This window comes from Methylobacterium sp. WL120 (assembly GCF_008039465.1).
Taxonomy (GTDB): Bacteria; Pseudomonadota; Alphaproteobacteria; order Rhizobiales; family Beijerinckiaceae; genus Methylobacterium; species Methylobacterium cerastii.
The window spans coordinates 1-12,197 of record NZ_VRUT01000144.1; the positions used below are offsets into that span (position 1 = coordinate 1).

Annotated in this window: 13 protein-coding genes and 1 pseudogene; 5 read left to right on the forward strand and 9 right to left on the reverse strand. The window is 71.6% G+C overall.

The window, feature by feature from the left end:
* A pseudogene (locus tag FV229_RS21170) lies at nt 1–95 on the forward strand (ATP-binding cassette domain-containing protein); the annotation flags it as partial.
* On the opposite strand, the gene FV229_RS21175 reads toward FV229_RS21170, so the two are convergent.
* The 4 genes from FV229_RS21175 to FV229_RS21190 form a co-directional block, all read right to left on the reverse strand.
* Nucleotides 91–342, reverse strand: a complete 252-nt coding sequence (locus FV229_RS21175; RefSeq protein WP_147753854.1) for a hypothetical protein — start codon at nt 340–342, stop codon at nt 91–93. The pseudogene FV229_RS21170 and the gene FV229_RS21175 overlap by 5 nt on opposite strands.
* A complete protein-coding gene (locus tag FV229_RS21180) occupies nt 339–1,685 on the reverse strand; it encodes an oligosaccharide flippase family protein (RefSeq protein WP_147753855.1) in 1,347 nt (448 codons plus the stop codon). The genes FV229_RS21175 and FV229_RS21180 overlap by 4 nt, the downstream gene beginning before the upstream one ends.
* A 129-nt stretch (nt 1,686–1,814) precedes the next feature.
* Complete coding sequence (locus FV229_RS21185; protein WP_246685555.1) at nt 1,815–2,609, reverse strand: GDSL-type esterase/lipase family protein; 795 nt, start codon at nt 2,607–2,609, stop codon at nt 1,815–1,817.
* Between the two features lie 131 nt (nt 2,610–2,740).
* Complete coding sequence (locus tag FV229_RS21190) at nt 2,741–3,832, reverse strand: OpgC domain-containing protein (RefSeq protein WP_147753857.1); 1,092 nt, start codon at nt 3,830–3,832, stop codon at nt 2,741–2,743.
* A gap of 184 nt (nt 3,833–4,016) precedes the next feature.
* Between FV229_RS21190 and FV229_RS21195 the strand changes: the two genes are divergently transcribed.
* Complete coding sequence (locus FV229_RS21195) at nt 4,017–4,325, forward strand: hypothetical protein (RefSeq protein WP_246686156.1); 309 nt, start codon at nt 4,017–4,019, stop codon at nt 4,323–4,325.
* A 19-nt stretch (nt 4,326–4,344) separates the two neighbouring features.
* Here the strand turns inward: FV229_RS21195 and rfbA are convergent, their stop codons facing one another.
* The 5 genes from rfbA to queE all read right to left on the reverse strand — a co-directional run bounded on the left by rfbA (nt 4,345) and on the right by queE (nt 8,580).
* Entirely contained in the window at nt 4,345–5,223 is an 879-nt protein-coding gene (gene rfbA, locus FV229_RS21200) for a glucose-1-phosphate thymidylyltransferase RfbA (protein WP_147753858.1), read from the reverse strand.
* The gene (gene rfbD, locus FV229_RS21205) at nt 5,220–6,119 is read right to left on the reverse strand and encodes a dTDP-4-dehydrorhamnose reductase (RefSeq protein WP_147753859.1); all 900 of its coding nucleotides are present in this window, start codon (nt 6,117–6,119) and stop codon (nt 5,220–5,222) included. The genes rfbA and rfbD overlap by 4 nt, the downstream gene beginning before the upstream one ends.
* Nucleotides 6,120–7,202 carry a dTDP-glucose 4,6-dehydratase gene (rfbB, locus tag FV229_RS21210; protein WP_147753860.1) on the reverse strand — a complete coding sequence of 361 codons (1,083 nt, stop codon included), beginning with the start codon at nt 7,200–7,202 and terminating at the stop codon, nt 6,120–6,122.
* A 47-nt stretch (nt 7,203–7,249) separates the two neighbouring features.
* Nucleotides 7,250–7,801 (reverse strand): dTDP-4-dehydrorhamnose 3,5-epimerase, encoded by a 552-nt coding sequence (rfbC, locus tag FV229_RS21215; RefSeq protein ID WP_147753861.1) that lies wholly within the window; start codon nt 7,799–7,801, stop codon nt 7,250–7,252.
* Nucleotides 7,802–7,947: 146 nt separating this feature from the next.
* Nucleotides 7,948–8,580 carry a 7-carboxy-7-deazaguanine synthase gene (gene queE / locus FV229_RS21220; RefSeq protein ID WP_147753862.1) on the reverse strand — a complete coding sequence of 211 codons (633 nt, stop codon included), beginning with the start codon at nt 8,578–8,580 and terminating at the stop codon, nt 7,948–7,950.
* A gap of 279 nt (nt 8,581–8,859) precedes the next feature.
* Here queE and FV229_RS21225 point away from each other — a divergent pair, with 279 nt between their 5' ends.
* The 3 genes from FV229_RS21225 to FV229_RS28220 all read left to right on the forward strand — a co-directional run.
* Nucleotides 8,860–10,410 carry a D-alanyl-D-alanine carboxypeptidase family protein gene (locus tag FV229_RS21225; protein WP_147753863.1) on the forward strand — a complete coding sequence of 517 codons (1,551 nt, stop codon included), beginning with the start codon at nt 8,860–8,862 and terminating at the stop codon, nt 10,408–10,410.
* A gap of 48 nt (nt 10,411–10,458) precedes the next feature.
* Nucleotides 10,459–11,529 (forward strand): GTP-binding protein, encoded by a 1,071-nt coding sequence (locus tag FV229_RS21230; RefSeq protein ID WP_147753864.1) that lies wholly within the window; start codon nt 10,459–10,461, stop codon nt 11,527–11,529.
* Between the two features lie 213 nt (nt 11,530–11,742).
* A partial coding sequence (locus FV229_RS28220) for a dTDP-4-dehydrorhamnose 3,5-epimerase family protein (protein WP_246688277.1) occupies nt 11,743–12,197 on the forward strand: 455 nt, incomplete at its 3' end.

Here is a 12,197-nt window from a genome sequence, read left to right on the forward strand (position 1 = left end):
CGAACGGCGCCGGCAAGACGACCTGCTTCAACCTGCTCACCAAGTTCCTCAGCCCGACCGCCGGGGCGATCCACTACAAGGGCCGCGACATCAGCCGCCGAGCGCGCTGACGTCGCGCGCGAGCCGGTAGGGCAGGGCGGCTTCGAGCCGGCCCGCGCGGCGGATTGTGACGAAGCGCAGGGCCTCGGGGGCGAGGCCGGCGCGCTGATGCGCGGCGACGACGTGGCGGGCGTAGTGCGGATGCGGCGCCCGCGCCCGCGCGAACAGGTCGTCCCATGCGGCCGCATCCGGCGCGTCGGACGGGCCGGCCTCGATCGCGGGCATGTGGACGGCGGGGATCATCGCGGGTTCGCCGTGAAAAGGCCGGTCCAGACCGGGGTCGAGAGGCCGTGGACGCGGTGCGCCGCCAGCGCCAGGATGCCGGCGCGCAGGATCGTGGTCAGCGCCATCCCGAGCGCCGCGCCGATCACCCCGAGATGCGGCACGAGGAGCAGGCAGGCGCCGACGGCCACCGCCAGCATCGCCAGGGTGATGCCGGCGCAGAGCCGCTCGCCGCCGAGCATGGTCAGCAAATCCTCGCCCGGGCCGAACAGGCTCGCGGCGACGCTGCCGGCGGCGAGCACGGCGAGGATCGGGATGCTGTCGGAGAATTGCGGGCCGAACATCGCCAGCAGCAGGGGGCTCGCGGCGACGACGGCGAGCGCCACGAGGGCGGTGGCCGCCAGGGTGCCGCGGCCCTGCAGGCGCACGAGCCAGGCCAGCGTCGCCCGGTCGCCGACCGCATGCGCCGCGCTGAAGCGCTGCGCGGTGGCGGCGACGGCGGCGAAGTGCACGAACACCACGAATTGCTGGATGCGGGTCGCGGCGAAGTACAGGCCGACCGCCGAGGGCGGCATCAGGAAGCCGAGCACCACCACGTCGACGAAGGTGAAGCCGGCGTTGGCCAGGTCGATCAGCGCGATCGGCAGGCTGGCGCCGAGCCAGTGGCGCCAGCGGTAGCGGCGCGGGCCCTTGGGCAGGGTGCGCGCCATCCGCGCGATCACGAGCGTCGCCTGGATCGCCACCGACAGGATCGCGGCGGCGAGCATGCAGGCCATCGCGACCCAGGCGTGGGCGGGCGCCCCGAGCAGGATCGCGGCGACCATCGCGACCATCATCACGGTCTGGCGCACGAGGTAGGGCGGGGCGATCGCCAGCACCGCCCAGTTCTGGCTGCGGGCGAGGCCTTCGAGGAAGTCCTGGAGCGCGAACAGCGGCAGCACCAGCGCGGCGACGAGGAGCGGCGCCCGGTAGGGCCCGGCGACCCAATCGGGCCGCAGCGTCAGGATCGCGGCTCCGAGCCCGGCGACGAGGAGGGCGGCCGCGCCGATCGCGACGGCGCCGGCCACGAGGTAGCCGCGGGCGTGGTCGAGGTCGCCGCGGGCCTGGTCCACCGGCAGGAAGCGGCAGGCGCCCTGCGACAGGCCGAGGGTCACCGAATGGCCGATCATCGCGGTCCAGACCCAGACCGTGGCGAAGATGCCGTATTCCTGCCAGCCCATCAGCCGGGCGGTGAGCACCTGCGCGCCGTAGGCGAAGCCAGCCGAGGCGATGCGGATCGCGAACACGTCGAGGGCGGTGCGGGCGGGGCCGGTCGCGGCGGCGCGCAGGCGGTGGACGGCCGAGCCGAGGGTCGCCGCCGCCATGTCCGCCTCCTCGATCCCGCGCGGATCGGCCCCGAGCCCTAACCCGGCCGCCGTTGCGGCGGGGTTAATGGGGCAGGGGCAGGGTCTTACCGACGTCAGGGTCTTACCAACGTCACGGCTTTGCCGGCGTCAGGGCCTCGCCGGCACCGCCGTCGCCCCCGCGGTACCGGTGGGCTTCGGCGCCGTCGCTCCCGCGGTTCCGGTGGCCTCGGGCTGCTGCAGCGACAGCGTGATCGCGCGGCTGACGTGCTCGGCCATGCAGCGCAGGCCGAGGTCGTTGAGGCGGAACTGCTGGCCGAGCATGTGGCCCTCGCCCTTGTCGCTGCGCCCGGCGAGGTAGCGCATCGCGTCGTAGCGCAGCACCAGCGGCACCTTCTCCTGCGTCGCCACCGTGCGCACCGACTGGACGATGCTGGTATAGTAGGCGTCCGCCGCGAGGCTCGCGGTGTAGAGCGGGTCGACCAGCACCACGTCGATGTCGTGCGACTTGATCCACTTCACGGTCTCGGTGAGCGCGTCGGTGAAGGCGTCGAGCTCGACCCGGGCGAGGGCGTCGTGGGTGCCGACCTGCCAGATCACGAGGTCCGGCTCGACGTCGGCGACCATGCTGCGCAGCCGCTCGGCCGCGCCCGAGGCGATCTCGCCCTGGAGGCCGCGATATTCCATCACCACGTCGACGTTGGGCATCGCGCGCTCCAGCGCCGTCTCGAGCTTGACCGGATAGGTCGCCGAGGCCCCGGGCGCGGCGTTGCCGCCGATGGCGAGCACCCGCACCGGGCGGTTCTTCTGCAACGCCGCCTTCACCGCCGGGAGCTGGGACAGGGTGTAGAGCTGCGAGCCCGGGACGCGGCATTCCGGCGACAGGCTCGGATCGCCCGGCTCCGCCTCCTTGCTCCCGGCCCCGGAGGGCGGCGACACCACCATCGGGACGCCCGGCGCACGGGGCGCCTCCTGAGCTGCGACCGGCCAAGGCGCGACCGGCCAAGGCGCAACGGGCCAAGCCGCGAGCAGGGCGAGAAGCCATGCGACGGCGATCCGGTGCATCGCGCCTGTCCTCACGACGCCACCCGGGGCTTGCGGCCGCGCCATTCCACGAACCACGCCGTCGCGCCGAGGCCGACGATGCCGACGGCGAGCACGATCATGTCGACGACCAATCCGCCGCCGGTCCGAAACCGCAAGAGCTGGCCGCCGAGGCTCAAGATCGATCCCATGGAGAACACGGCCAGGGAATTCCGGCCCAAGCCCGCAAGATACCCGACAATCAAGGGGATCCGAGGCGCGATGATACCGTAGACCGGGCCGAACGCGAGAAGGACGCCCACGAAATGTAACAGGCGTGCCGGCGTCAGGTAGGTCTTGTCGAAGGTGAACAGCAGTCGCGGGTCCGGCACCAGCATCGGATCGGGCCGGATCTCCAGCACGGAGAGCACGATCCCGAGCACAACGATCGCGATCCCGAGGGGGAACAGCCGGCGCGACCAGAGCCGGAGCGTGCCCGAGGTGCGGTTCCAGTCCTGCAGCACGAAGCCGAGCACGAGCAGCAGCTGCCAGCACCACGGATCGAAGAACCAGTCGCCCTGGCCGGGCCAGGATTGCAGGTTCCACTCCTCGACCAAGCTGGCGAGATAGAGGCCGACCGAGAGCCCCAGCGCCAGGAGACGGTTCAGCCGGGCGATCAGCACGAAGGCCGGCGCGATCCCGAGCAGCACCACGTAGAGCGGCAGGATGTTGAAGAACCCGAGCTGGTGGGTCAGCAGGACCATGCCGACGACGGTCTGGATCGGGTCGGCGAAGAACCCGCCGGCATTGTGCCATTCGAGGATGAGCGGGTTGTCGAACACCAGCGCGGTGCCGGCGATCATCGCCAGCGCGATCACCATCACGGCGAGCTGCGCCCGGTAGACCTCGATGGTGCGCGACAGCAGGCGCAGGACCGAGCGCAGGCGCGGCTCGGGCGTGCCGTCGCGGCCGCGGGTGGCGATGCCGATCGACCAGCCGGCCAGGAACACGAACAGCTCGGCCGCGTCCGAGATGCCGTATTGCGAGTAGGTGTAGCGCTCGAAGGTGTTGCCGGGGACGTGGTTGATGAAGATCGTGACGAGGGCGAGCCCCCGCCAGAAGTCGATCGCGTTCGGTTCCCGCATCGCGGTGTCGGCTCCGGAAGTTCGGCGTGCGGGCTCGGCGGGCGTCGGCGCTTCGCGACGCAGCGAAGGCGGGTCCTGATACGGCGGCGCAGGCCCGACTGCAAAGGTTGGACGCGAACGAGGCGCACGACAGGTCGAACCGCCGCGCCGCGAGCCGCGTTACGCCGGGACCAAGGAGCGCACGATGTCCAGAACCCGCCCGATTTCCGTCTTCGTCCTCGCCGCCGCTCTGGCGTCGTCCCTCCCGGGGCAAGGCTTCCTCCCGGGGCAAGTCTTCCTCGCGGGGCAAGCCCTCGCCCAGGCCGAGACCGGGACCGGCGGCGGCGCGGCCTCGACGGTGACGGCGCCGAACACCTCGCGTGTCGGCCGGACCATGCCGCCCTCGACCGGGGCCGGCGCGGCTACCGCCGACGACCGCCGGACGCGCACGCCGAACGAGAAGCAGGACGACCAGCTCATGCGCGGCATCTGCATCGGCTGCAGCCCGAAATAGCGCCCGCCCGGGCGGCGGTTCATTCTGCCGCGTGTTCGCGCGCCAGCCTGAGGAGGTTCTGCCCGTAGGCGGTCTTCTTGAACAGCTCGCCGCGGGCGACGAGCTGGTCGCGGCCGATGAAGCCGCGCTCGAACGCGATCTCTTCCAGGCATGCCACCTGCAGGCCCTGCCGGTTCTGGATCGTACGCACGAACTCGGAGGCTTCGAGCAGGCTGTCGTGGGTGCCGGTGTCGAGCCAGGCGTAGCCGCGGGACATCTTCTCGACGTGGAGTTGACCCAGCGCGAGGTAGGCCTCGTTGACCGAGGTGATCTCGAGCTCGCCGCGCGGCGACGGCTTCACGGCCGCTGCGATGTCGAGCACTTGGTTGTCGTAGAAGTACAGGCCGGTGACCGCCCAGGTCGATTCCGGCTCGGTCGGCTTCTCGACCAGGCGCAACGGGCGCCCGGCCGCGTCCAGGGTGACGACGCCGTAAGCCTGCGGGTTCTCGACGTGGTAGGCGAACACCGTCGCGCCGGCCTTGCGCTCGGCGGCGCGCGCCAGCAGGTCGCTCATGCCGGCGCCGAAGAACAGGTTGTCGCCGAGGATCAGCGCCACGTCGTCGTCGCCGACGAAGTCGCGGCCGATGATGAAGGCCTGCGCCAGCCCCTCGGGCTTGGGCTGGACCGCGTAGGAGAAGCGTAAGCCGAACTGCTCGCCGGTGCCGAACAGGCGCTTGTAGTTGTCGAGGTGTTCCGGGCTGGAGATGATCAGGATCTCGCGGATGCCGGCGAGCATCAGCACCGAGACCGGATAGTAGATCATCGGCTTGTCGTAGACCGGCAGCAGCTGCTTGTTGATCGACAGCGTGGCCGGGTGCAGCCGCGTGCCGGAGCCGCCGGCCAGGATGATGCCCTTCATCGGGACGCCTCCGTTGAAACCGGCCCGATCAGGCGGTCGAGGATGGTGTCGAGAGCCTGCTGCCACGGCCGCATCGCGATGCCGTAGGCCGTTGTCAGGCTCTCGGTGGAGAGCTCGGAGTTGGCCGGGCGCCGGGCCGGCGTCGGGTAGGCGCTGGTCGGGATGCCGGCGACCGACACCTCGCGCCCGCCGCGTGCCACGCTGCCGGCGACGACGGCTTGCGCAAAGCCGTGCCAGGTGGTCGTCCCGGCGTTGACGCAGTGGAAGGTGCCGGTCGGCGCGTTCGCGTCGTCCGCCATGCGCAGGGCGACCACGGCGAGCGCCGCGGCGAGGTCGGCGGCGGAGGTCGGGCAGCCGTGCTGGTCGTCGACCACGGTGAGCCGGTCGCGCTCGGCCGCGAGCCGCAGCATCGTCTTCACGAAGTTGCCCCGGTGCGGGCTCACCACCCAGGCGGTGCGCAGGATCGCGTGGCGCGGGTTGCCGGCCCGCACCGCCAGCTCGCCGCCGGCCTTGCTCGCGCCGTAGACGCTGCGCGGGGCGATGAGGTCGTCGGGCCGGTAGGCGCCGGGGCGCGTGCCGTCGAAGACGTAGTCGGTGGAGACGTGCACCAGCGGGATCGCGTGGCGCGCCGTCTCGGCGGCCAGGATCGCCGGCGCCAGGGCGTTGAGGCGCCAGGCCGAAACCGGCTCGGATTCGGCCTTGTCGACCGCGGTGTAGGCGGCCGTGTTGATCACCGCCGCGAAGCGACGTTCCGCCAGCAGGCGGGCGACGGCATCGGCGTCGGTGATGTCGAGGGCGGCGCGGTCGGGGGCGTGCACCGTGACGCCTTCCGGCCAAGCGTAGGCCTGCAGCTCGGTGCCGACCTGCCCGGCGCCGCCGAGAACGAGGATGTCCATTCAGGCGCCCTTGCCTGTCGTGGGTGCGCCCTCGCTCGGCGCCAGGCCGAGGCGCTCGCCGGTGTAGCGGCCCTCGCGGATCGGGCGCCACCAGGCCTCGTTGTCGAGGTACCAGCGCACGGTCTCCTCCAAGGCCTGCTCGAAGGTCTTGGACGGCGCCCAGCCGACTTCGGCCTCCGCCTTGCTCGGATCGATCGCGTAGCGCCGGTCGTGTCCGGGACGGTCGGCGACGAAGCTGATCAGGTTTTCGTGCGGGGCGCCCTCGGGCCGCAGCCGGTCGAAGGCGGCGCAGAGCGCCTTCACCACGGCGAGGTTGTTGCGTACCGCGCGGCCGCCGAGCAGATAGGTCTCGCCGACCCGGCCGCGCTCCAGCACCGCCACGAGGCCGCGGGCGTGATCCTCGACGTGGATCCAGTCGCGCTCGTTCAGGCCGTCGCCGTAGACCGGCAGCTTGCGGCCTTCGAGCGCGTTGAGGATCATCAGCGGGATCAGCTTCTCCGGGAAGTGGCGCGGCCCGTAATTGTTCGAGCAGTTCGTCACCAGCACCGGCAGCCCGTAGGTCTCGTGCCAGGCCCGCGCCAAGTGGTCGGAGGCCGCCTTCGAGGCGGAGTAGGGCGAGCGCGGATCGTAGCGGCTGCCTTCCGTGAAGAACGCGTCCGGCGGCAGCGAGCCGTAGACCTCGTCCGTCGAGACGTGGAGGAAGCGGAACCGCGCCTTCGCCTCCGCTGGCAGCGCTTCGTAGTGGCCGCGCGCGGCATCCAGCATCACCTGCGTGCCGATGACGTTGGTCTGGATGAAGGCGCCCGGATCGGTGATCGAGCGGTCGACGTGGCTTTCCGCCGCCAGGTGCATCACCGCCTCCGGCGCGAAGTCTGCGAAGGCCGCGCGCACCGCGTCCGCGTCGCAGATGTCGGCCTCGACAAGGCGGTGGCGGGAATCCTCGGCGAGGCTGTCCAGCGAGACCGGGTTGGCCGCGTAGGTCAGCGCGTCCAGCGTCAGCACGGCGTGGCCGAGGTCGCGCACGAGATGGAGCACGAGAGCGGAGCCGATGAAGCCGCAACCTCCGGTCACCAGAATGCGCATGGCAGGCCTTTCCTTGAATGCGTCGACGGTCGTCGCAAGACGGGTCCTCAGAACACCGGTCCGAGGTCCGACAGGCGCGGCGCCGCCTTGTCCTTGTCCGACAGGATCGCCTCCGCCGCCGAGACCGGCCAGTCGATGCCGACCTCGGGGTCGTTCCAGACCAGGGCGCGGTCGTGGGCCGGGCTGTAGTACGCGTCCACCTTGTAGGCCACCATCGTGTCGGGCGTCAGGGTGCAGAACCCGTGGGCGAAGCCGTGCGGGATGAACAGCTGCTCGCCGCCCTCCGCATCGAGCGTCACCGCCACATGCTGACCGTAGGTGGCAGAATCGCGGCGGAGATCGACCGCCACGTCGAGGATCGCCCCGGAGAGCACCCGCACGAGCTTGGCCTGCGGCTGCGGCGCGACCTGGAAGTGCAAGCCGCGGATCGTCCCCTTGGGCGCCGAGAACGACTGGTTGTCCTGCACGAACGCGCAGGTGATGCCGGCCCGCGCCAGCGCGTCGACGCGGAACGTCTCCGAGAACCAGCCGCGGGCGTCGCCGAAGCGCTTCGGCTTCACCCGCATCACCCCGGCGAGCCGGGTCTCGATCACGTCCATCGCACGCTCTCCGATGGTGATGCGCTCAGCGCCCGACCGCGCCGTCGCCCACGCGACGGCGTCCGTCTCGGACGCATCGAGCGGGCTTCCAGGCATTCCTCATGGCTGTCAAGACGCGAGGACTTTTCGCGGCTCCAGCGCGCCCGCTACGGAATCCCGATCATCTTGTGCGTCTGGAGCGAGAGCCGCCAGCGCGCATCCGCCCGGCAATAGGCGACCGCCGCGCCGGTGTTGGCGACCCGGTCCGGGCCGTCCATCGGCTGAAGCCAGCGATGGCGGAAGTCGAGGTCGGCGACGGTTTCCGGCGCGAGGTCGGCCTGAGGGAAGACCAGCTTCAACTCGTCGCCGTGCCGCTGCACCAGGGGGGCGCCGGCCTTGGGGCTGACGCAGATCCAATCGATCCCCTCGGGCGCCGCCAGCGTTCCGTTGGTCTCCACCGCGATGGCGAAGCCGCGGGCGTGGACCGCCGCGATCAGGGCGGGATCGAGCTGCAGCAGCGGCTCGCCGCCGGTGAAGACGACGTAGTGCCCGTGCGGACCGCCCTTCCAGGTCTGCGCGATCCGGTCGGCCAGGTCGTCGGCGGTGGCGAACTTGCCCCCGCCCTCGCCGTCGGTGCCGACGAAGGCGGTGTCGCAGAACCGGCAGACCGCCTCGGCCCGGTCGGCCTCACGGCCGGACCACAGGTTGCAGCCGGCGAACCGGCAGAACACGGACGCCCGCCCGGCCTGCGCACCCTCGCCCTGAAGCGTGTGGAAGAGTTCCTTGACCGCGTACGCCATCGCCCCGCCGTGCCCGCGCGCCGTCGGCGCGGACCCCGTCCCGTTCCAAAAGGTCGTCGAGCGACAGCACATAGGCGTCCGCGTGCCGCAACGCCACATCGGTGTCCCGAGGCGCGAAGCTCAGCCATGGGCCTGCCGAGACGCTGAGGCTCCGCCATGCTCTTGCCACGGTGCCCGCGTTGAACGGCCGGCGATCCATGGGCCCTTGTTCGCAGCCGCGAGAGGGACGGCACCGGGCCCGGTGCCGGCGCGGCGTTCCATTGCTTTGAGTCGGGGTCGATGTCGAACCGTTTTCTGAGGCGCCTCTCCCTGGGGCTCGCCACGCTCGCCGGCCTCCTCGGTGCGCAGGCGGCCGACGCCGTGACCGCACCCGTGCTCGTGGTGGAGGTCGATTCCGGCAAGGTGCTCTACGCGCAAGGGGCGACCGACCCCTGGTACCCGGCCTCGATCACCAAGCTGATGACCACCTACGTCGCCCTCGACCTGGTGCGGCAGGGCAAAGTCTCGCTCGATTCGATGATCACGATCTCGGCCGCCGCCGCCGCCGAGCCGCCCTCGAAGATGGGCTTCAAGCCGGGCACGCAGCTCACCCTCGACAACGCTTTGAAGATCATCATGGTCAAGTCGGCCAACGACGTGGCCTTCGCGATCGGCGAGACGCTCGGCGGCACGGTCGACGGCTTCGCCGACATGATGAACGAGACCGCGCGCAAGATCGGCATGCGCGAGAGCCGCTGGTACAACCCGAACGGTCTGCCCGATCCCCGGCAATGGACCTCGGCCCGCGACATGGCGGTGCTCGGCCGCGCGCTGCTGCGCGACTTCCCCGATTCGCACGACCTGTTCTCGATCTCGGCGATTCAGTTCGGCCGCTCGGTGATGGCCAACCACAACGGCCTGCTCGGGCGCTACGCCGGCGTCGACGGGATGAAGACCGGCTTCATCTGCGCGGGCGGCTTCAACGTGGTGGCGAGCGCCAACCGCAACGGTCGGCGCATCCTCACCATCGTGATGGGCAGCCCGAGCGCGCGCGAGCGCGACCTCAAGGCCGCCGACCTGTTCGATTACGGCTTCGGCCAGTCCGCCGGCTGGACCGCGCAGACCCTCGACGCGATGCCGGCCTCGTCGATCGGCGCGCCGCCCGACATGCGGCCCTACATCTGCGACCGCAAGAAGCCGATGCCGATCGACGAAGGCCCGGGCGCCATCGCCGGCGCGGCCGGCAGCGCCGGCGCGCAGTTCCTTGGGGCCGCTGGCCTGTCCTCGTCCGCGCTGACCCTGGCGACGCTGAACGGCGCGGCCGCGCGGAACCGGACCCTGCCGCCGCGCGCGCCGCTGCAGCCGATCCTGGTCTGGATCGGTCGCGACCCGGCCGAGGGGCAGATCATGCTCAACGAGCAGGCCGAGGCCGAGAAGGCCGCCGCCGCCTCGAGCCGCACCGCGAAGCTCGAGGCCGCCAAGGCCAAGCGCGAGGCGGCGCTGGAGGCGGCCAAGCAGAAGCGGGCCGCGGCCTTGGAGGCCAAGTCGGAGGCGAAGTCGCAGGGGAAGGCGAAGCCTGCCGTCGCCGGCGGCGTGCCCCGCTCCGCCAGCGCCTACACCGCGGTCGACGCGTCCGGCATGCCGGAGGCCAAGCATACGCAGGCCCACACCAAGCCGGCGACGACGGCGACCCAGAAGGGTGGCAAACCTGCGCCGGCCAAGCCGACATCTGCCAAGGTGACGCCCGCCAAGCCGACGGCGAAGGCCAAGCCCGGCGGGGCAAAGTCCGCTGCCAAGTCGTCCGCTGCGAAGTCGTCCGCTGCGAAGTCCGCTGCGACCGCGGACGAGTGATCGGCCTCAGCGATTGAGCCCGCCGCCCGGCCGCGCTAGGCCGGACGCATGACCGACGCCCCCCGCCGACCGGACCCGATCCCGCTCACCGTGCTCACCGGCTTCCTCGGAGCCGGCAAGACCACGCTGCTCAACCGGATGCTGCGGGACCCGGCGCTCGCCGACACCGTCGTCATCGTCAACGAGTTCGGCGAGATCGGCCTCGACCACCTGCTGATCGAGGGCGTCACCGAGGACATGGTCCTGCTCGGCGCCGGCTGCCTGTGCTGCACCGTGCGCGGCGACCTGATCGCGACGCTGGAAGACCTGCTGCGCAAGCGCGACAACGGCCGGATCACACCGTTCCGCCGGGTGGTGATCGAGACCACCGGGCTCGCCGACCCGGCGCCGATCCTGCACGCGCTGATCTACCATCCCTATCTCGTGATGCGGTACCGGCTGCAGGGCGTCGTCACCGTCGTCGACGCCGTCAACGGGTCCGCGACGCTCGACGACCACCCGGAAGCGATGCGACAGGCCGCGGTGGCCGACCGGATCGTGCTCGCGAAAGCCGATCTGGCCGGGGACACCGCGCCTCTGCGGGCGCGGCTGGCCGCCCTCAACCCGTCCGCGCCGATCGATCCGCCCGACGTGCCGGCGGCGACGCTGCTCGGCGGCTTCTTCGGCCTCGACGGCAAGGCCGCCGACGTGCGCGCCTGGCTCGGCGCGGTGCCCGAGACGGACGGCCACGCCCACGACGTGAACCGGCACGACGCGGCGATCCGCGCCTTCTCGCTGACCAGCGACGCGCCGGTGCCGCGCCCGGCGTTCGAGATGTTCCTGGATCTGCTGCGGGGCGGGCACGGCCCGAAGCTCCTGCGCCTCAAGGGCCTCGTCGCGATCGCCGACGACCCCGACCGGCCGGTGGTGGTCCACGGCGTCCAGCACGTGGTGCACGCCCCCGTCACCCTGCCGGCCTGGCCCGACGACGACCGCACCTCACGCCTGGTGCTGATCGTCCGCGACCTCGATCCGGCCTTCGTCGTCAGCCTCTGGGACGCCTTCCTCGGCCGCCCGCGGATCGACGCGCCGGATGCGGCGGCGCTGACGAACAACCCGCTGGCGATTCCCGGCGGCTGATACGGCCTCCGCGCAATCGAAGCGGAGGCCGTGTCAGGCAAGCCTGCGCGGCGCTTGAGCGAAGCCCAAATCCGCCATCCCGAAGGGATCGACCGGATTTGGTATGACGGAGCCCGCGGCACCATCCTTGAAACCAGCCTGTCGAAGGGCACCCGAGGGGGCCCGAACGTCCCGGATCGGGACGATTCGTAGCCAAGGCGGGACGCAGGTGCCATGACGCACGGCTTCACGGTGATCCAGGGCGGACAGGCCCAGCCCGACGCGGCGGTGGACGTCCACCCGGTTTCGACCGCCACCGAGGCGGCCACCGAAGGTTGGCGCGTGGACCTGCGCCGCGCCGGCACCGTCGACGACGGCGCGGTCGCCGCCTGGCGGGCGCTGATGACGCGCAACGCGATCACCGATCCGCGGGTCGACCCGGATTACCTGCTGAGCGCGGCCCGGCATCAGTCCGGCGGCCGGGCCATCGCCTTCGCCCTGGCCTGGGACCGGGACGGGAGCGGCCGCGAGGCATTGCGCGGCGTGATGCCGATGGCGATGCCGCATGCGATCTGGGGGCGGGCGCGGGCCGGCATCACCTGCGCGTTCGTGCAGGACAACCAGTCGTTCTCGGCGCCCAAGGGGACGATCCGCGGCTTGCACTTCCAGGTCGCGCCGCAGCCGCAGGC